At 65.0% G+C, this 18,668-nt stretch carries 23 protein-coding genes; 18 read left to right on the forward strand and 5 right to left on the reverse strand.

The genetic code is table 11. From position 1 onward, the window contains the following. Positions 1-86 precede the first annotated feature (86 nt). On the forward strand, positions 87-1,358 hold the full coding sequence (locus QM672_RS14425; RefSeq protein ID WP_311933545.1) for a DUF3419 family protein: 1,272 nt from the start codon (positions 87-89) through the stop codon (positions 1,356-1,358). 8 nt (positions 1,359-1,366) lie between these two features. Further along, entirely contained in the window at positions 1,367-2,029 is a 663-nt protein-coding gene (locus tag QM672_RS14430) for a class I SAM-dependent methyltransferase (protein ID WP_415083326.1), read from the forward strand. A 211-nt stretch (positions 2,030-2,240) separates the two neighbouring features. Here the strand turns inward: QM672_RS14430 and QM672_RS14435 are convergent, their stop codons facing one another. From QM672_RS14435 to QM672_RS14445, 3 genes are read right to left on the reverse strand one after another with little or no spacing between them, the layout of a single operon-like run. Further along, positions 2,241-2,714, reverse strand: coding sequence for a MaoC family dehydratase (locus QM672_RS14435; protein ID WP_415083328.1), 474 nt, complete (start codon positions 2,712-2,714; stop codon positions 2,241-2,243). Next, positions 2,711-3,166: a MaoC family dehydratase gene (locus QM672_RS14440; RefSeq protein ID WP_311933551.1), complete on the reverse strand. Its 456-nt coding sequence runs from the start codon at positions 3,164-3,166 to the stop codon at positions 2,711-2,713. Before QM672_RS14440 ends, QM672_RS14435 begins: the two co-directional genes overlap by 4 nt. A gap of 4 nt (positions 3,167-3,170) precedes the next feature. After that, positions 3,171-3,821 carry a chloramphenicol acetyltransferase gene (locus QM672_RS14445; RefSeq protein WP_311933911.1) on the reverse strand — a complete coding sequence of 217 codons (651 nt, stop codon included), beginning with the start codon at positions 3,819-3,821 and terminating at the stop codon, positions 3,171-3,173. A 195-nt stretch (positions 3,822-4,016) separates the two neighbouring features. On the opposite strand from QM672_RS14445, the gene phnC reads away from it, so the two are divergent. The 4 genes from phnC (at position 4,017) to phnE (QM672_RS14465) (ending at position 7,731) form a co-directional block, all read left to right on the forward strand. Next, on the forward strand, positions 4,017-4,841 hold the full coding sequence (gene phnC, locus QM672_RS14450; protein WP_311933552.1) for a phosphonate ABC transporter ATP-binding protein: 825 nt from the start codon (positions 4,017-4,019) through the stop codon (positions 4,839-4,841). Positions 4,842-4,901: 60 nt separating this feature from the next. Next, positions 4,902-5,834, forward strand: coding sequence for a phosphonate ABC transporter substrate-binding protein (phnD, locus tag QM672_RS14455; RefSeq protein ID WP_149254205.1), 933 nt, complete (start codon positions 4,902-4,904; stop codon positions 5,832-5,834). Positions 5,835-5,939: 105 nt separating this feature from the next. Beyond that, on the forward strand, positions 5,940-6,824 hold the full coding sequence (gene phnE / locus QM672_RS14460; RefSeq protein ID WP_311933912.1) for a phosphonate ABC transporter, permease protein PhnE: 885 nt from the start codon (positions 5,940-5,942) through the stop codon (positions 6,822-6,824). Positions 6,825-6,837: 13 nt separating this feature from the next. Next, positions 6,838-7,731, forward strand: a complete 894-nt coding sequence (gene phnE, locus QM672_RS14465) for a phosphonate ABC transporter, permease protein PhnE (protein WP_415083332.1) — start codon at positions 6,838-6,840, stop codon at positions 7,729-7,731. Positions 7,732-7,734: 3 nt separating this feature from the next. On the opposite strand, the gene QM672_RS14470 is transcribed toward phnE (QM672_RS14465), so the two are convergent. After that, positions 7,735-8,415, reverse strand: coding sequence for an ArsR/SmtB family transcription factor (locus QM672_RS14470; RefSeq protein WP_415083334.1), 681 nt, complete (start codon positions 8,413-8,415; stop codon positions 7,735-7,737). Between the two features lie 192 nt (positions 8,416-8,607). Here QM672_RS14470 and QM672_RS14475 point away from each other — a divergent pair, with 192 nt between their 5' ends. From QM672_RS14475 to QM672_RS14485, 3 genes are all read left to right on the forward strand, one after another. Next, entirely contained in the window at positions 8,608-8,832 is a 225-nt protein-coding gene (locus QM672_RS14475; protein WP_415083336.1) for a hypothetical protein, read from the forward strand. A gap of 220 nt (positions 8,833-9,052) precedes the next feature. Next, positions 9,053-10,090, forward strand: coding sequence for a lysine-2,3-aminomutase-like protein (locus QM672_RS14480; protein ID WP_415083338.1), 1,038 nt, complete (start codon positions 9,053-9,055; stop codon positions 10,088-10,090). A gap of 244 nt (positions 10,091-10,334) precedes the next feature. After that, a complete protein-coding gene (locus QM672_RS14485) occupies positions 10,335-10,730 on the forward strand; it encodes a VOC family protein (RefSeq protein WP_149254200.1) in 396 nt (131 codons plus the stop codon). Between the two features lie 36 nt (positions 10,731-10,766). Here QM672_RS14485 and phnF read toward each other — a convergent pair whose 3' ends face one another. Further along, complete coding sequence (gene phnF / locus QM672_RS14490) at positions 10,767-11,594, reverse strand: phosphonate metabolism transcriptional regulator PhnF (protein WP_367624153.1); 828 nt, start codon at positions 11,592-11,594, stop codon at positions 10,767-10,769. A gap of 95 nt (positions 11,595-11,689) precedes the next feature. Between phnF and phnG the strand changes: the two genes are divergently transcribed. From phnG to phnN, 9 genes are read left to right on the forward strand one after another with little or no spacing between them, the layout of a single operon-like run. Continuing rightward, positions 11,690-12,181, forward strand: a complete 492-nt coding sequence (gene phnG / locus QM672_RS14495) for a phosphonate C-P lyase system protein PhnG (protein WP_376717612.1) — start codon at positions 11,690-11,692, stop codon at positions 12,179-12,181. After that, positions 12,181-12,801 carry a phosphonate C-P lyase system protein PhnH gene (phnH, locus tag QM672_RS14500; RefSeq protein WP_394310319.1) on the forward strand — a complete coding sequence of 207 codons (621 nt, stop codon included), beginning with the start codon at positions 12,181-12,183 and terminating at the stop codon, positions 12,799-12,801. The genes phnG and phnH overlap by 1 nt, the downstream gene beginning before the upstream one ends. After that, complete coding sequence (locus QM672_RS14505) at positions 12,801-13,913, forward strand: carbon-phosphorus lyase complex subunit PhnI (protein WP_415083341.1); 1,113 nt, start codon at positions 12,801-12,803, stop codon at positions 13,911-13,913. Before phnH ends, QM672_RS14505 begins: the two co-directional genes overlap by 1 nt. After that, the gene (locus tag QM672_RS14510; RefSeq protein WP_311933567.1) at positions 13,910-14,929 is read left to right on the forward strand and encodes an alpha-D-ribose 1-methylphosphonate 5-phosphate C-P-lyase PhnJ; all 1,020 of its coding nucleotides are present in this window, start codon (positions 13,910-13,912) and stop codon (positions 14,927-14,929) included. Before QM672_RS14505 ends, QM672_RS14510 begins: the two co-directional genes overlap by 4 nt. Beyond that, on the forward strand, positions 14,926-15,396 hold the full coding sequence (locus QM672_RS14515; RefSeq protein WP_311933569.1) for a GNAT family N-acetyltransferase: 471 nt from the start codon (positions 14,926-14,928) through the stop codon (positions 15,394-15,396). The genes QM672_RS14510 and QM672_RS14515 overlap by 4 nt, the downstream gene beginning before the upstream one ends. Continuing rightward, positions 15,393-16,175, forward strand: a complete 783-nt coding sequence (phnK, locus tag QM672_RS14520) for a phosphonate C-P lyase system protein PhnK (RefSeq protein ID WP_311933571.1) — start codon at positions 15,393-15,395, stop codon at positions 16,173-16,175. The genes QM672_RS14515 and phnK overlap by 4 nt, the downstream gene beginning before the upstream one ends. Beyond that, the gene (gene phnL, locus QM672_RS14525; protein WP_415083344.1) at positions 16,172-16,882 is read left to right on the forward strand and encodes a phosphonate C-P lyase system protein PhnL; all 711 of its coding nucleotides are present in this window, start codon (positions 16,172-16,174) and stop codon (positions 16,880-16,882) included. The genes phnK and phnL overlap by 4 nt, the downstream gene beginning before the upstream one ends. A 15-nt stretch (positions 16,883-16,897) precedes the next feature. Beyond that, the gene (locus QM672_RS14530) at positions 16,898-18,061 is read left to right on the forward strand and encodes an alpha-D-ribose 1-methylphosphonate 5-triphosphate diphosphatase (protein WP_415083346.1); all 1,164 of its coding nucleotides are present in this window, start codon (positions 16,898-16,900) and stop codon (positions 18,059-18,061) included. Then, positions 18,058-18,663: a phosphonate metabolism protein/1,5-bisphosphokinase (PRPP-forming) PhnN gene (gene phnN / locus QM672_RS14535; RefSeq protein ID WP_311933578.1), complete on the forward strand. Its 606-nt coding sequence runs from the start codon at positions 18,058-18,060 to the stop codon at positions 18,661-18,663. The genes QM672_RS14530 and phnN overlap by 4 nt, the downstream gene beginning before the upstream one ends. Positions 18,664-18,668: the final 5 nt, after the last annotated feature.

The following is an 18,668-nucleotide window of genomic DNA, read 5'->3' on the forward strand; positions in this document are numbered from 1 at the left end:
CTTTGGCGGCCCCTTGTCATCCCCCCGTCATCGCTTGGTCTTATCCGCGAATCCCATCGCACAACCCGGATTCGGCGAAGGAGCGGATGGGCATGACGGATGTGAACAGCATCGGGACACAGGCGCCAGCCAAGAGCCAGGGCCATGTGAAGCAGGCCGTGGAACATCACCGGCTATTGTCGCTGCGCGGCATGCAGGACCGGCTCTTCACCTTGGCTTTCAGTGGCCTCGTCTATGCCCAGATCTGGGAAGATCCCGAGATCGACATGGAGGCGCTGGCTCTCAAATCCGACGACCGACTGGTTGCCATCGCCTCCGGCGGCTGCAATGTGATGAGCTATCTCAAGGCTGGCCCGGCTGCGATCACCGCGGTCGACCTCAACCGCCACCATATCGCCCTCAACCGCCTGAAGATCGCGGCCGCCCGGCACCTGCCCGATCATGCCGCCTTCTACGACTTCTTCGCACGTGCCCACCAGCGCCGCAATGTTTCGATCTACGAGACAGCCCTGCGCTCCCATCTCGACGCCGAGACACGGGCCTATTGGGACGGGCGCGACCTGCTTGGCCGCCGCCGCATCGGCTATTTCGGCAAGAATCTCTATCGTTACGGCCTGCTCGGCCGTTTCATCGGCTTGGGACACCTGATCGGGCGGCTGCATCGCATCGATCCGGCCGACCTCCTGGCCGCCCGTGATCTCGCCGAGCAGCGCCGGGTCTTCGACGAGCGCATCGCGCCCCTGTTCGATCGCCCCCATATCAAATGGCTCACCCGCCGGCGGGCCTCGCTCTATGGCCTGGGCATTCCGCCCGAGCAATATGACGCCCTGGCCGGGGCGGCCGCAGACGGGGAAGGCATTGCCGACGTGCTGCGCGAGCGGCTGGAACGCCTCGCCTGCGATTTCGACCTCAAGGACAATTATTTCGCCTGGCAGGCCTTCGGTCGCGGCTACAAACCCGATGGCGACGGGCCGGTGCCACCCTATCTCGAGCAGACGGCCTACGAGGCCGTGCGCGATCGGGCCGATCGCATCGATGTCCGCCACGTCAATTTGATCGACCACCTCAAGGCCCAGCCGGCAGCCAGCCTCGACGCCTATGTGCTGCTCGATGCCCAGGACTGGATGACCGATGTCATCCTCACCAAGCTGTGGAGCGAGATCACCCGGACGGCTCGCCCCGGCGCCCGCGTGATCTTCCGCACCGCCGCCGAGGAAAGCCTGCTGCCAGGCCGAATTCCCGCCGACCTTTTGGCGCGCTGGTCCTACGACCGCGAGCGCTGCCGGGCCTGGACCGCGCGCGACCGCTCCGCCATCTATGGCGGCTTCCATCTCTACGAGCTGCGAGCCCTCCATTGAGCATCCAGATGCAGGCAGGCGACGCCGCGGCGGCGATGAACCGGATCTATCGCCACCAGCGCTACATCTATGATCTCACGCGCAAATATTACCTGCTCGGGCGGGACCACCTGATCGCCTCGCTCAAGCCGGCAGCGGGTGAAACCATTCTCGAAATCGGATGCGGCACCGGCCGCAACCTCATCGCCGTGGCCCGGCGCTATCCCGCCACGGCGCTCAACGGTTTCGACATCTCGACGGCGATGCTCGAAACGGCTCGACACTCGCTGGACCGCAATGGCCTGGCCCGTGTCAGCGTGGCTCAGGCCGATGCCACCCGTTTCTCGCCCGAACAGTTCGGGCGCAAGGGGTTCGAGCGCATCTATATCTCCTACACGCTGTCGATGATCCCGGATTGGCGCGCCGTGCTGGAACGGGCCGTTGCAGCCCTGGAACCGGGCGGTCGCCTCCTCATCGTGGATTTCGGCCAGCAGGGCGGCCTGCCGAGCTGGTTCAAGCGGGTGCTCTTTGCCTGGCTGGCGCGCTTCCACGTCCATCCGATCGCCGCACTGCCCGCAGCACTGGCGGATCTTGCAAGCCGCGAGGGCTTGCAGCTCCGGACCAGGGACCTCTACCGCGGCTACGCGTTCTATGCGGAATTGGCACGGAGACCGGGCAAGCCGATCTCCTGATCGCGCCATGTCTTGGCGCTGGTGCTGGGAGGACGGGAGAAACCCCTCTGCTCCTTTCAGAGCCCCAGCTGATCGCCTCGCCAAGTCTTGCCTCCCGGCCTGGCTAAGGCACGTCTACTTAGCCCGATCGATAGGGCTCGAGCAACTATGCGACCAGGTTGATGGCTCCAGGTCCTTCAGTGCGGATTGACGACCCGTACACCGAGGCGCCTCATCCACGCCTTTCCCAGAAGACAGTGCCCTCGAAGCGGAACGCCTGCTCGCCATGCTGGTTGAGCGCCGAGCTCTGCATGGAGACGATGCCCCATTCGGGGCGGGAAGCGCTCTCCTTCTTGCCCGTGATCTCCACGCTATAGCGCAGCGTATCGCCGGCGCGCACCGGCTTGGCCCAGACCATGTTGCGAAAGCCCGGCGACGGGCCGAGCTTCACCACCGGCTTACCGAGCTGGCGCGCCCGCGCGATCTCGACTTCCTGATGCGCCACCAGGAGCTTCATCCAGACCGCCGCAACCTGCCAGCCCGACGCCACCAGGCCACCAAAATGGCTGGCCTCCGCCGCAGCCTCGTCGACATGAAAGGGCTGGGGATCGTAGAGGGTCGCAAAGCGCTTGATATTCTCGGCCGAAAAGGTGAAAGCGCCGATCTCGTCGGTATCCCCGATGGCAAGATCCTCGAAATATTTCATGCCGCCTGCCTCCGGCCGAACATGATGGAACCGGTCTGGGTGGTCACCACCGTCTTGCCGTCCGCCACAAGTTCGAACAGAAACTTCACCAGGCCCATTTCGGGGCGGCTTCTGGAAGCCCGCGCCTCCAACGTCGTACGGCGAACGCTCAGCGTGACATCCGGGCGTAGCGGCGCCAGCCACTTAACCTCGTCGATGCCGGGGGCGCCCATCGAGGTGGAGTTGAGCATGAAGCCATCGCAATTGAGCCGCATCAAGATGCAGCAGGCATGCCAGCCGGAAGCCGCAAGCCCGCCCAGCATGGTGCTTTTTGCCGCCTCATCATCGAGATGAAACGGCTGGGGGTCATATTCCCTGGCGAAGGCGAGGATGGCCTCACGCGTCAGCCTGTACGAGCCATAAGTGGCGATCTCGCCGACCGGGAAATCTTCGAAATGGAGGGTATCAGCCATGCCCTCAGGATGGACCGATTAGGCCCTCAACGGCAAGAGCCTGATATTTGTCGAGGAAAGCCTCGACCGGGAGCTTGCGGAAGTCCGGCAGGGCGGCCCGCAGCGCTTCATGCGACCAGTCCCACCAGGCCAGGGCCTGCAGGCGATCGGCAATCGCGTCGTCGAAGCGCCGACGAATCGGCCGCGCCGGATTGCCGGCGACGATGGTATAGGCCTCGACGTCGCGGGTGACCACGGCGCCAGCACCCACCACGGCGCCGATGCCGATACGACGTCCTGGCAGCACGATCGCACCATGCCCGATCCAGACATCATGGCCGATATGGACATCATGTTCCCTACGCCAAGCGAAGAAGTCGCTCTCGTCGCTCTCGCCTTCGAAATAGGCCGAGGCGCGATAGCTGAAATGGCTTTGGCTTGCCCGGTCCATCGGGTGATTGCCCGGATTGATGCGCGTATGGGCCGCGATCGAGACGAAACGGCCGACATGGCTGTAGGCGATGTCCGCATCGTTGACGACATAGGAATAATCGCCGAGTTCGACTTCAATCAGGCTGGTCCGCGGTCCCACCTCGGTGTAGCGCCCGAGCCGGCTCGCTGAAACCGAAGCCGTCGGGTCGATGAGAGGCGTGGGGCTGAGCTTAGGCAAGGCAATTCACCGGTCGGAAAGGCTCGTACTTCCCATTCTCCTGCGACAACGCCATGACAAGAACCGGCCGGAGCGCCCGGCCTGTCGCAATTGCCGGCGACATCGGCGGTGGATCGTCACCGAAACATCATTGAACTGCCATCCCTCTGTAATGGCCCGGCGTTACCGACTCCGGAAACCTGCACGAGAAGGGATCTGTTCATGCTGGCGATCAAAGGAGTTTCCAGGCGCTTTGGCGGCAAGACGGCTGTCGCCGATGTGAATCTGGAAATTGCGCCCGGCGCCTTCATCGGTGTGATCGGGCGCTCAGGGGCCGGCAAGTCGACATTGCTGCGCATGCTGAACCGCCTTGTCGACCCGAGCGAGGGTACGATCTCCTTCGATGGCGTCGATGTCACGGCCCTGCGCGGACAGGCCCTGCGGGACTGGCGCGCGCGCTGCGCCATGATCTTCCAGCAGTTCAACCTCATCGGCCGCCTCGACGTGCTCACCAATGTGCTGATGGGCCGCCTTAACAAGGTCTCGACCGCCAGCGCCGTGCTGCAGCTGTGGGGCCTCGAGGACAAGGCCATGGCGCTCGCCGCGCTGGAGCAGTTCGACATCGCCAATCTTGCCGGCCAGCGTGCCGACAGCCTGTCCGGCGGTCAGCAGCAGCGCGTGGCGATCGCCCGCGCCCTGGTGCAGGAACCTTCGATCATCCTGGCGGACGAGCCGATCGCCTCGCTCGACCCGCGCAATACCAAGGTGGTGATGGATGCGCTCTTACGCATCAACAAGCATTTCGGCATCACCGTCATCTGCAATCTCCATTCGCTCGATCTCGCCCGCGGCTATTGCGACCGCCTGATCGGCATGTCCGCCGGTCGGGTGGTGTTCGACGGCGCCCCCGCGGCGCTGACGACAGATGCGGCCCGCGACCTCTACGGCCTGGAGGCCGGCGAAGTGATGGACGCCGATGCCGACACCAAATGGGCAGGCGGTACAAATTCGGCAGGCTTGGCTCGCCCTGCCAGCGTCGCGGCCTGACAGGCCGGCTGCGCATCTTCAAGAGCCACAAGAACACGATATTTCCGACAGGAGAGACCTATGCTTTCGCGCCGCACGCTGCTCGGCCTTGCCGCAGCAGCCATGAGCTTTGCCGCCGGTACTGCCCAGGCCGAGGACTGGAAGGCCCAGTATCCCGAATTGACGCTCGCCGTCATTCCGGCCGAGAACGCCTCCACCACCAATGACCGCTACCAGCCGCTGGCCGACTACATCGCCAAGCAGGTCGGCGTGCCGGTCAAGCTCAACATCGCCAACGACTACGCCGCCGTGATCGAAGCCCAGCGCGCCGGCTTTGCCCAGATCGCCTGGTACGGCCCGGCCTCCTATGCCCGCGCCATCATCACCGGCGTCGCCACCGAGCCGGTCGCCGTGCCGCGCCATAACAATGGCCTCACCGGCTACTACTCGGTGATCTATGTGAAGGCCGACAGCCCCTACAAGACCATCGAGGACCTCAAGGGCAAGAAGCTCGCCCTCGTCGACCCGAACTCGACCTCCGGCAACAATGCGCCGCGCTTCGGCCTGCACAGCCAGGGCATCGACGTGGACAAGTTCTTCTCCTCCGTCGTCTTCGCCGGTAGCCACGACAACGCCGTGCTGGCCCTCGCCCAGGGTACCGCCGACGCTGCTGCGAACAGCTGGAACTCGGAAGACGATTCCAACCTGACCCGCATGCTCAGCCGCGGCATCCTCAAGAAGGATGACGGCACCGCGATGACCAAGGCCGATTTCCGTGTCATCTACAAGACGCCCTTCCTGCCTGAAGGCCCCTATACGGTGCTCGCCTCGCTGCCCGACGATCTGAAGAAGAAGATCGGCGCCGCGCTGATCGACTACGCCAAGAACGACAAGGCCAATTTCGACAAGCTTTCCGATGGCAAGGATCTCGAACTCACGGCGATCAGCGCCAAGGAATATCAGCCGATCGTCGACATGGTGAAGTTCAACGACGCGCTCCGCAAGACCCAGTAAAGCCAGGCACGACCGAAAGAAAGGGCGCGTACCGCAAGGTGCGCGCCCTTTGCGCAGACGGATTTCGCCTTGGACCGCGCTCGCTCGACTTGGCAGGAGGATATAATATTGCCGGCTATCAATAGCCTGCCGGAAGCGCAGGCCCGGGCCTTGCTGAAGGCCTATCAGGCAACCATTGCCGCCAAGAAGCGGCGGATCTGGCTCGCCGTCGCTGTCGGCATCGCCCTCTACGCCCTGTCGGCGCATGTGGCCTCGGTCCGGCCGGGTTTCCTGTGGACGCATATCGGCAACTTCACCTCCTTCTTCAGCCGCATTGCCCCTCCCCTCAGTCTCGGCAACTTCCTCGGCGATGTCAGGGAGTGGTATTGGGGTTTCGGCAAATGGCTGGTGCTGCTCGGCGACACGCTGCTCGTCGCCTATCTCGGCACGCTGCTCGGCGTGCTCGGCGCCTTCGTCCTGTGTTTCATGGCGGCTGCAAACCTGACGCGTAGCCGGCTTCTGCGCGCCGTGGTGCGCCGTTGGCTCGAATTCTGCCGTACGGTTCCCACCATCGTCTTTGCCATGATCTTCCTGATCGCCTTCAAGTCCGGGCCGATGGCCGGCGCCCTGGCACTTGCCATCCACACCATGGGTGCGCTCGGCAAGCTGTTTGCCGAAGTGGTCGAGAATGTCGACATGAAGCCTGTCGAGGGCACAGTCGCCACCGGCGGTTCCTGGCTGGAAAGCATACGCTTTGCGGTGCTGCCCCAGACCCTGCCCAACTTCGCCTCCTATTCCCTGCTCCGCTTCGAAATCAATGTCAGAGAGGCCGGCGTCATGGGCTTCATCGGCGTCGGCGGCATCGGCCAGGAGCTCCTGGTGGCGATCCGCACCTTCGCCTATGCCGATGTCAGCGCCATTCTTTTGATGATCATCGTCACCGTCTTCATCATCGATTTCGCCACCGAGAAGCTGCGCCACCGCCTGATCGGCCAAGAGGCACTCCATTGAACAAGGCGATGCCATGAACAATCGCATCAACGGCCCGGCACCGCGTCCGGCGGGTCCGTTCGCCCCGCTCGGCCCTGAAAAACTCGCCTCCGTGGCGGCCCGCCATCGCGTCCATTTCGAAACCTCCTGGCGGACGCGTTTCCTGGCGGGCGGCGTGATCGCCGTCCTGCTCGCCCTTGCCGTCGTCGCCATGATCCGGCTCGAAGTCACGCCGGATCGGTTCTTCAGCGGCCTTTCGCGGCTCGGCACCTTCGTGGTGCAGATGTTCCCGCCCAATGACGAAGGCAAATTCTGGTTCTTCGTCGAAGCCCTCGCCGAAACGCTCGCCATCGCCTTCGCCGGCACGCTCACCGCGGCCGTGCTGGCCGCGCCTGTGGCCTTCCTGGCGGCCCGCAACGTCATTCCCAATGTCTTCGTCCGGTTCGCTGTGCGCCGCGGTCTCGATGTGATCCGTTCCGTCGACGCGCTGATCTGGGCGCTGGTCTGGGTCGGCGTCGTCGGCCTCGGTCCCTTCGCCGGCGTGCTCGCCATCATCTGCGTGGACTTCGGTGCCTTCGGCAAGCTGTTCTCCGAGGCAATCGAGACCACCGACAACAAGGCAAGCGAGGGCGTTCTCTCCACGGGCGGCAACCGGATCCACCGCATCCGCTTCGCCCTGATCCCGCAGGTCCTGCCGGTGATGGCGAGCCAGGTGCTCTATTTCTTCGAATCCAATGTGCGTTCGGCGACCATCATCGGCATCGTCGGGGCCGGCGGCGTCGGCCAGTATCTGGCCGAATTGCTGCGGGTACTCGACCTGCCACCGCTCGGCGTGCTGATCTTCATGATCCTGGTCACCGTCGCCGTCATCGACGTGATTTCGTCGCGCCTGCGGCTCGCGATCATCGGCCAGCCGCAGCGCCCCTGAGGCCTATTCCGCCAGGCCGAAGGTCGCGTCGAACGCCTTCGCGCCGGCGGGCGTGAAGGCGATCACGCGCCCCTGTTTGCGCCGGGCCCAGTCGCGCTCGATCACCCAGTCGAGCAGCCTCGCGCCCAGGGCTCCGCCGAGATGGCTGCGGCGTTCGCTCCAGTCGAGGCAGCGTCGGCAGACGGGTCTCCGGCTCCTGGCCATGGCCGGAACGTCGAGCCCCAACCCGACGAAGAAATCCCTGCCCGTGGCCGTCACCACGGGATTATCGTCACCGCTGATGAAGCCCTGGCAGACGAAGCCGTCCAGCAGGGCAACACCGCGTGCCCCGGCCAGGTGGTCGTAGCAGATCCTTGCCGCCCGCATGGCTTCGTCGCGCGGGCCGGTCCGCACTCTTATCGCACCGGTGCGCTGGGCCAGCCCCATCAGGGCTTCCAGGACCTGCGCGACATCGTGGCCCGACAGGCGAAAATAGCGGTGCCGTCCTTGTTTTTCCGCCGAAAGCAGGCCGGCGGCATCGAGCTTGGCGAGATGGCCGCTGGCTGTCTGCAGACTGATGCCTCCGGCCTCGGCCAGTTCACTCACGGTGAGGGCCCGCCCGTCCATCAGCGCCGTGAGCATGTTGGCACGGGCGGGGTCGCCGATCAGGGCGGCGACAGAGGCGATCATCGGTCCGTCTTTCATACTACGATCATAGCCGAAGCATCGAGGTCGCTCAATCGCCTAGCCTGTCCCGGTCGTTTTCAACCACGGGACATCCACGATGATCGCCTGCCATGACATCGCCCCCTGCAAGCCCGCGCCGCATGAGGGATCGGCGACGACGGCCCATTGGGCCGACAACACCGAGGACCTTGCCGATCTGGCGGTCGAACCATGACCATGGCGCAGATTGGCTACATTGAGCAGGCTTGTTTGCAGGAGAGCGCTGCGGAAAGGAACAAGTCACGGTCGACAAACCTGCGGACGGTGCCGAAGAAGAGGTTGCGCGGTCTCTCCGATCGTTTGTTGCGCGATATCGGCGTGATCGACGGTCATGAGAAGAATGATCCGCCCCAGCCCGCCGCCTGCGCCCGAGACTTGATCGATCGCTATCGCTAGAGCATCGCGCCGAAAAACGGATGCCGATTTCAGCAAAAAAGATGCGACAACAATGACCGGCGGCCTCGAATCCGCTTCCGAAATCGGGTTCGAGGCTGCAGAGCAAAACGCCTTTTAGCGGAAACGCGTGTTTGCTCCCGGGTTGGCATATCCAGCCATTGCCTGCTAAAGGGCTGCCTCGCCGTGGCGATCCAGCCGGCATCATGGCAAGAGCATCGAAATGAACAAGCATTCCAGCCTTCGGAGCGCTTCCGATCTGGAAGCCAGCGGGCTCATTTCTTCGGCCGAGCGTCTCGACATCGAAGAGGTGGCGCGGCGTTTTTCGGTGGCAATCACTCCAGCGATGACGGATCTCATCGCTGGCTCCCCCCAGGACGATCCCATTGCCGCCCAATTCGTGCCGACCGGCCACGAACTGATATCGAGCCCGGACGAACTCTCGGACCCGATCGGGGATGACGCCTTCTCGCCGGTGAAAGGCATCGTCCATCGCTACCCCGACCGCGTCCTGCTCAAGCCACTGCATGTCTGCCCGGTCTATTGCCGTTTCTGCTTCCGCCGGGAGATGGTAGGGCCGGAGGGCGAGATGCTCGCCGGCGGCGAACTCGATGCTGCCCTGGCCTATATCGCCGGCAACCCCGCCATCTTCGAGGTCATCATCACCGGCGGCGATCCCTTCGCGTTATCGCCGCGGCGCATCGGCCGGATCGTGAAGGCGCTGTCGGCCATCGATCATGTCGGCGTGATCCGCTTTCACACCCGCGTGCCGGTGGTGGCGCCCGAACGGATCACGGACGAACTCATCGAAAGTCTCGACAGCCCGAAGGGCGTGTTCGTCGCCCTGCACGCCAACCATGTGCGCGAACTCACGCCCGCCGCGCGGGAAGCCTGTACGCGGCTGGTCAAGGCGGGGATCGCCATGGTCAGCCAGACCGTCCTGCTCAAGGGCGTCAACGCCACGGCCGAGGCGCTGTCGGCCCTCTTCCGGGCGCTGCTCGGCCTGCGCATCAAGCCCTATTACCTGCATCATGGCGACCTCGCCAAGGGCACGAGCCATTTCCGCACCACCATCGCCGAGGGCCAGGCGGTGATGCGGCAATTGCGCGGAAGTCTCACCGGCCTCGGCCAGCCCACCTATGTGCTCGACATCCCCGGCGGACACGGCAAGGTGCCGATCGGACCTTGTTATCTCGATGATGGCGAGAACGGCCCTGTCGTGACGGATCCGCGTGGAAACAGGCACGATTATCGCGGCTAGGCACGCCGGGAAGCGAACGAAGGGTAGCCCCGTCATGCTTGGCCCCGCTACCACCAATGCCGACCTTTGATCGAAATACCCGTTTGAACGGCGGCGTTCACGAGGTCTCGGTGCACCAGCCATGGCAAGCACCGGGCCCATCGCTGGATTCGCATGGACACCGCCTTACTTTTGGATAATAGGCCTTATCCTCCTGGGCTTGAGCCGGCGTCTCGCCGTAACTCGCTGATTCGAGGTATAAATCATGTTTCTTCTCGACCATGTCTCGATCGGCGTTCCCGATCTTCAGCAGGCACGGGCGTTTTATGATGCAATCATGAGCGCCCTCGGGGCGCCCAAAGTCTATGACCGGAGCGAGGCCATCGGCTATGGCGAGCGCTGTCGATCAAACGACACGCAATCGACATTCCTGGCTATCTACCTCGACGCATCGAACATCGAAGAGAACAAGCGGCATTGGTGCTTCAAAGCCGCATCTCGCGCCCAAGTCGATGCGTTCTATGCCGCCGGCCTTGCGTCCGGGGGCCGCGCGAACGGTGCTCCGGGATTACGAACGCACTATCACGACCATTATTATGCAGCTTTTCTGATCGACCCTGCCGGAAATCGGGTCGAAGCGGTGTGCCACGAGGCGATTTGATCGATCATTCGCATTCTGGAAAAGCCTATCGGGTCATCAGCTCTGCACCACGATCTCGGTACGGTCCGCGGCGAACAGGCTGGAGATCGCTTGGATCGGCACGCCGTCGGCGTCGATATTGACGCCTTCCACCGTCAGGACGGGGCGGCCGGCCGCAATATCGAGCCTGGCTGCTTCGTCGGGTGAGGCAAAGCGCGCTCCGACACGGGTCGATATCCGCTTGTAATCATCGACGCCGCAGGCCGCCAAGGCCGGCGTCACGGCCCCGAAGCGCCGATAGGCATCGGCAAAACCGGCAAAGCGCGGCAGCGGCAGGAAGGAGTTGCCGAAGGCGATCGGTACGCCGTCGGCCGAACGCATGGTCAGCAGTTTCAGCACCGGACTGCCCGGCGTTATGGCCAGCAGCCCGGCAAGACGCGGATCGGCCTCGATTTCGACGGCCTCCAGCACGATGCCCCCGGGCTCGCGCCCTTCCTGCGCCATGTTCTGGCTGAAACGCGTTCGTTCACCGATCGGATAGGCGAGCCGGGAAAGCTCGACGAAGGTCCCCCTGCCCTGCGCAGTACGCACCAGGCCCTTGCCGGCCAGTTCGCCAAGCGCCCGCCGTACCGTATGCCGGTTGACGCCGAAGCGGGCGGCCAACGCAGCCTCCGTCGGCAATTGCGTCCCGGGAGCCAGCATGCCGCCAATGATCTCGGCCTCGACGAGATCCGCGATCTTGCGCCAGGCGGCGATACCATCGCCGCGAAAGACGGCACCATCCACAGCGTTGCCATCCCCGCGGGAAAGGCTGCCTTCCGCAGCGGCGAAATCGCCTGTTGCGGCCTGCGGCGAAAAATTTTGGGTCGGGACTGGTTTTGTCATGGAAGCGTTGCAGGGTTCCTCATATAGTTGTCTATATCACTAGACAACATGCTGCGCCAGCCTGTTGTGATCCAAGGCAGAGCAATGGTTCCGACATGAATGAGTCCTCCCCAGATCGTCATCGCCAGATGGCGGCCGAGCCCGCTGCCGGACTGAAGGCACGCCAGGCCGTCATGCGTCTTTGTGCCCACGCGACCGGTGCCGAACTCGACCAGGCCCTCTCGACCCTGGCCCCGTTGCCGGCCCATGCGGCACTGCGGCCCGCCTTAACCGGCCTCGTCATGCTGCAGGGCCGGGTCGGCGGCGACGGCGCCGCCTTCAACCTGGGCGAGGCGAGCACATCGCGCGCCACCGTCCGGCTCGAAAACGGGCCTGTCGGCTTTGCCTATCATCTCGGCCGTAACAGCGCCAAGGCCAGCGCCGCCGCCCTGCTCGACGCGCTCTGGCAGGACGAGGCCCGTCGTGAGGCGGTCGAACGGGCACTGCGGCCGGTGGCCACCCGGCTGAATGCGGAAGCCGGCGTTTCAGCCCGGCAGACCGCAGCGACCCGGGTCAATTTCTTCACCATGGTACGGGGAGAGGACTGATGATCGGCCTTGCACAGGACCAATTTGCACAGGATCTGGCGCCCGGCTTTGCCGATGCGGCAATCGAATCCCAGGCCGTCTTCCGAGCCTGCATGGACGCGCTGGCCCGGCCGGCCCGTCTCCGGCCCCTTGAAACGGGTCTCGTGCCGCCAGCGCCGCTGACGCCGGAGCTGGCGGCCCTTGCCCTCGCTCTGGCCGATCACGAGGCCCCGCTCTGGCTCGATGCCAGGCTGCGGACACCGCAGGTGCGGGCCTATCTCACCTTCCATACCGGCGCCCGCCTGACGGACGCCCCCCAAGAGGCGGCCTTTGCCCTCATCGCAGACGCAGCCGCCTGTCCCGATCTCGCCAGTTTCGCCCAGGGCAATGATGAATATCCCGACCGCTCGACCACGCTGCTGATCGCTCTCGAGCGGCTCGAACCCGGCCATGATCTCGTCTTCACCGGGCCTGGCATCAAGACCGATGCGGGTCTGGCACTCGCGCCGCTTCCCGACGACTTCCGCCGGCAGCTTGGCGCCAACCATGCCGCCTTTCCGCGCGGCGTCGATATCGTCTTCACGGCGCCGGGCAGGATCGCAGCCCTGCCGCGCTCGTCCCAAATTCTTGGAGTCGCCTGATGTATGTCGCCGTCAAGGGTGGCGAGGAAGCCATCGACAACGCCCATCGCCTGCTCGCCCATGTGAGGCGCGGCGACAAAGCGGTCCCCGATCTCTCGATTGAGCAGATCCGCGAACAGCTCACCCTCGGCGTCGACCGCGTGATGGCAGAGGGCTCGCTTTACGACCGCGATCTGGCCGCCCTCGCCATCAAACAGGCCCGGGGCGACCTGATCGAAGCGATCTTCCTGGTACGTGCCTATCGCACCACCTTGCCGCGTTTCGGCACCAGCACGCCTGTCGATACCGACGACATGGCCATTCGTCGTCGCATCTCGGCGACCTTCAAGGACCTGCCGGGCGGCCAGGTGCTCGGCCCGACCTTCGACTACACCCATCGCCTGCTCGACTTCATGCTGGCCGCCGGCGCCGAGGTCGAGCCCCCCAAGGAAAAGCCCGCCACCGGGGAGAAGACGCCGCGCGTCAGCGACCTGCTCGGCGGCGAGGACCTGATTGAGCGCAACGCTGCGCCGGACCCCGAACGCCCGGTGGGCGATCTCACCCGCGAACCCCTGGCCTTCCCGGCCGACCGCGACCTCAGGCTGCAGGCGCTCGCCCGCGGCGATGAAGGCTTCCTCCTGGCGCTTGCCTATTCCAGCCAGCGCGGCTTCGGCCGCACCCACCCCTTCGTCGGCGAGATCCGGCTCGGGGAAGTGGAGGTGGAATTCGTGCCGGAGGAGCTCGGCTTTGCCGTGCCGATGGGTTCGATCACCGTCACCGAATGCCAGATGGTTAACCAGTTCGCAGGCTCTGCCGAAGCCGCGCCGCAATTCACCCGCGGCTACGGCCTGGTCTTCGGGCAGGCCGAGCGCAAGGCGATGTCCATGGCGATGGTCGATCGCTCACTCCGGACGCGCGAATTCGGCGAGGAACGGACCGCCCCTGCCCAGGACGAGGAATTCGTGATGTCCCATTGCGACAACGTGCAGGCAACCGGCTTCGTCGAGCATCTGAAACTGCCCCATTACGTCGACTTCCAGGCCGAGCTCGACCTCGTCAGACGCCTGAGGGCCGAGCATGCCGAACGCCGCGAGGCGGCACAGGCCGAGGTCCGGCAGGAGGACGCAGCATGAGCCAGACTGAGATCCAATCCCGGACGCCGCTCGCCGGCAGCGACCGCATTCCAGCGGAGGCCGGCTACAATTTCGCCTATCTGGACGAACAGACCAAGCGCATGATCCGCCGGGCGATCCTCAAGGCCATCGCCATTCCCGGCTATCAGGTGCCTTTCGCCTCGCGCGAGATGCCGATGCCCTATGGCTGGGGCACCGGCGGCGTGCAGGTGACCGCAGCCGTCATCGGGCCGGACGACGTGTTGAAGGTGATCGACCAGGGCGCCGACGACACCACTAACGCCGTCTCGATCCGGCGCTTCTTCGCCAAGACGGCCGGCGTCGCCACCACCACCGCCACGCAGGATGCCACCATCATCCAGACACGCCATCGCGTGCCGGAAGCGCCCCTCAAGCCCGACCAGATCCTGGTCTATCAGGTGCCGATCCCCGAGCCGCTGCGCTTCCTGGAGCCGCGCGAGACCGAGACGCGCAAGCTGCATGCCCTTGCCGATTACGGCCTGATGCATGTGAAGCTCTACGAGGATATCGCCCGCCATGGCCATATCGCCACCACCTATGCCTATCCGGTGGAGGTGGCTGGACGCTATGTCATGGATCCCTCGCCCACGCCGAAATTCGACAATCCCAAGATCGACGGTTGCGAGGCGTTGCAGCTCTTCGGAGCCGGGCGCGAGAAGCGCATCTATGCCGTGCCGCCGCATACGCGGGTGAAGAGCCTCGACTTCGAGGATCATCCCTTCAGCGTGCAGCGTTTCAGTCAGCCCTGCGCTCTCTGCGCCGCGCAGGGCGTCTATCTCGACGAGGTCGTCCTCGACGATCGCGGCGGCCGAATGTTCGTCTGCTCGGACACCGACCATTGCGAGACCAGGCGGGCCGCGGGGCACAAGGGCGAGATGCTGGGCTCATCGCCCCTGGAAGCGCAAACGTCCTCATCCACCCTTGGAAACGGTACGTCCGGTGAGGAGGAAAGGGCGGATGAGGACATCCGCGCGCCCGAGGAGACCAGGCCATGAGCATCGCACCTGCCCTGTCCGTGCGCATCGGCGGCAAGGCGGACCTGCCGGCCGTGCTCGCCCTCTACGGACAGCCCGATTTCAACGGCGACAATGTCCTGACGCTCGCCGAAGCCGAGGACAAGCTCGAACATCTCGGCCTTTATCCCGATTACGGGCTCTATGTCGCCGAACAGAGAGGCACGGTCGTCGGCAGCTTCTGCCTGATGGCGGTCGACAACCTCGCCCGGCGCGGCACTCCCTTCGCCGTGATCGAGAACGTCGTGATCGCTTCCGATCGACAGGGCGAAGGCATCGGCCGGCTCATGCTGCAGGCCGCCTTCCGCCTGGCGCAGGAGAAGGGCTGCTACAAGGCCATTCTCGCCTCCAGCCTGCACAACAGCCGCGCCCATGCCTTCTACGATTCGCTCGGCTTCGAGCGCCATGGCGTGTCCTTCCGCCTGTCCTTGCCAGAGAAAGCCGCATGACCTTCAACGATTCCCCCCTGCTCCAGGCACGCGGGCTCACCAAGCATTACGGCACGCGCCTGGGCTGCGCCGACGTTTCCTTCGATCTCTATGAAGGCGAGGTCCTTGCCGTGGTCGGCGAATCAGGATCGGGCAAGTCGACCCTGCTCGGGCTCCTCTCCAGCGAAGTCGAGCCCACCGCCGGATCCGTGCGCTATCGCATGCGTGATGGGGCTGTCCGGGACCTTTTCGCGCTGAGCGAGGCCGAACGCCGCTTCCTTCTGCGCACCGACTGGGGCTTCGTGCGCCAGGATGCACGCGACGGGCTGCGCATGGGCGTCTCGGCCGGCGCCAATGTCGGCGAGCGCCTGATGGCGGTCGGCGCGCGGCACTATGGACGCATTCGAGAATCGGCGCTGGACTGGCTCGGCCGGGTGGAGATCGAGGCCGACCGCATCGACGATACTCCCGCCAGCTTCTCCGGCGGCATGCGCCAGCGCCTGCAGATCGCCCGCAACCTGGTGACCCGCCCCCGCCTCGTCTTCATGGACGAGCCGACCTCCGGCCTCGATGTCTCGGTACAGGCCCGCCTGCTCGACCTCCTGCGCGGCCTCGTCGCCGATCTCGGCATCGCGGTCGTCATCGTCACGCACGACCTCGCTGTCGCACGGCTGTTATCGCACCGCATCATGGTGATGCGGCAGGGCCGGGTGATCGAAACCGGGCTGACCGACCAGGTGCTCGACGATCCGCACGAGGCTTACACCCAACTTCTGGTTTCTTCGGTACTGGCAGCATGACCTCCCCCATCCTCACCCTCGAAGGCGTTTCCAAGAGCTTCACCCTGCACCTCCAGGGTGGCCAGAGCATCGGCGTGATGCAGGATGTTCGCTTCACCGTCACCCCGGGGGAATGCGTCGTGCTGGGCGGCCCGTCCGGGGCCGGCAAATCCTCGATCCTCAAGATGATCTACGGCAATTATCGCTGCGATGGCGGCGCGATCCTGCTGCGCGAAGGCGATGAGACCGTGGATATCGCGACGGCCGAGCCAAGGCGTATCCTGGCGCTGCGCCGCCGCACCATGGCCTATGTCAGCCAGTTCCTGCGTGTGATCCCGCGCGTCTGCGCCCTCGCCATCGTGGCGGAAGCGGCCCGCGAGACCGGCCTGGCCGAGGATGCGGCCGAAAGGCGAGCCCAGGACCTGCTTCACCGGCTCAACGTGCCGGAGAGGCTCTGGCGTCTGCCGCCCGCGACCTTTTCCGGTGGCGAGCAGCAGCGCGTCAACATCGCACGCGGCCTGGCCGCCGACCGTCCTCTCCTGCTCCTCGACGAACCGACCGCTTCGCTCGATGCCGCCAACCGGGCCGTCGTCGTCGAGCTCGTCACCGCCAAGAAACAAAATGGCGTCGCAATTGTCGGCATCTTTCATGATGAGGATGTGCGCGAGCGAGTCGCCGACCGCGTGGTCGACGTCACCCAGTTTTCCGTCCCCTCTCTTGCCGCCTGAACGGACATTTCAACCATGCCTGATCTTGAGCAATTTGTTCTTTGCAATGCCCGCCTCGTCCTGGCCGATCATGTGATCGACAAGGGCTGGATCGCCGTCGACAAGGGTCGCATTGCCGACATGGGCGAGGGCGAGGCGCCGGAAAAGGGACTCGACATGGCTGGGGACCATATCCTGCCCGGCCTGGTGGAACTCCATACCGACCATCTGGAAGCCCATTACTCGCCGCGCCCCTCGGTGCGCTGGCATGCCCTCAGTGCGGTGATGGCCTATGACGCCCAGATCGCGGCAGCCGGCATCACCACCGTCTTCGACTCCATCCGCCTCGGATCCGAGACGGAGGAAGGCACGATCTCCAAGGAAGGCACGGCCCTGGCCGGAGCCCTGGAAGAGGCGCGCCAGCACGGCCATCTGCGCGTGGAGCACCGCACCCATATTCGCTGCGAACTCGCCACGCCGGACGTCCTCACAGCCTTCCAGGCCTTCCGGGAGCTCTACCCCGTCCATCTGGCCTCGCTGATGGATCATACGCCCGGCCAGCGCCAGTTCCGCGATCTCAACACCTGGATGAATTTCTATTTCCCACGCCGGGTGCGCGGCGAGACCGATGTCGAGACCTACATCAAGGATAAGCTCGACAGGCATGCCCGCTTCGCCATGCACAGCCGTACGAACCTGGTGGCGCTGGCGCGCGAACACGGCATCGTGCTCGCCAGCCATGACGATGCCACCGCCGGGCATGTTGAAGAAGCTGTGGCGGACGGGGTCGCCATCGCCGAATTCCCCACCACGCTCGAAGCAGCACTCGCTTCGCACGCTGCCGGCATCAGCGTGATGATGGGCGCACCGAACGTCGTGCGCGGCGGCTCCCATTCCGGCAATATCGCGGCGTCGGACCTCGCCGGCGAAGGGGTGCTCGACATCCTCTCCTCCGACTATGTGCCTGCCAGCCTGCTGCTCGCCGCCTTCCAGCTGCCCGAGCGCGTGCCCTCGATCGACCTGGCGGCGGCGGTGCGCATGGTCAGCGATACGCCGGCCCGTGCCACCGGCCTTGATGATCGTGGCCGGTTGGAACAGGGACGCCGCGCGGATCTGGTGCGGGTGACCCAGGTCGCCTCGGGCGCCGGCACCACGCCGATCATCCGCCGTGTCTGGAGCGAGGGCAAGATCGCGGCATGACCGACGAACCCGCCTTGATCCAGCCCAAGCCGCGGCTCGGCAAGCTGATCGCCATCGTCGGGCCGAGCGGTGCCGGCAAGGACACGCTGATCGATGCCGCCCGCCTGCGTTTCGCGGATCATCCCGGCCTGATCTTCCCGCGTCGCATCATCACGCGTGAAAGCAATGCTTCGGAAGATCACGACACGCTGTCCGAGGAGCGCTTTGCCGAGCTGGAAGCGCAAGGAGGCTTCTCGCTGTCCTGGCGCGCGCATGGCCTGAGCTATGCCCTGCCTCTCGAGGTGCGGCTTGCGACCGAGGAAGGGCGCCATGCCGTCTGCAACCTCTCGCGCTCCAGCCTGCCGGAGGCACGCCAGCGCTTTGCCGGCCTCAGCGTCGTGCTGGTCACCGCGCCTGCCGAGATCATCGCCCAACGCTTGGCGGCCCGCGGTCGCGAAAGCGAAGAGATGATCCGAGCGCGCCTGGCCCGCAAGATCGACCGCGAGGATAGTCTCGCCCCCGACCTCATCATCAGCAATGACGGCCCGGTGGAAGCGGCAACCGACAGGCTGATCGCCCATCTGCAGGCCGAACTCTCCGGGCAGGCACAGGCGATGGAATAGGTCGG

It is taken from the genome of Labrys sp. (in: a-proteobacteria) (assembly GCF_047605565.1).
Taxonomy (GTDB): domain Bacteria; phylum Pseudomonadota; class Alphaproteobacteria; order Rhizobiales; family Labraceae; genus Labrys; species Labrys neptuniae.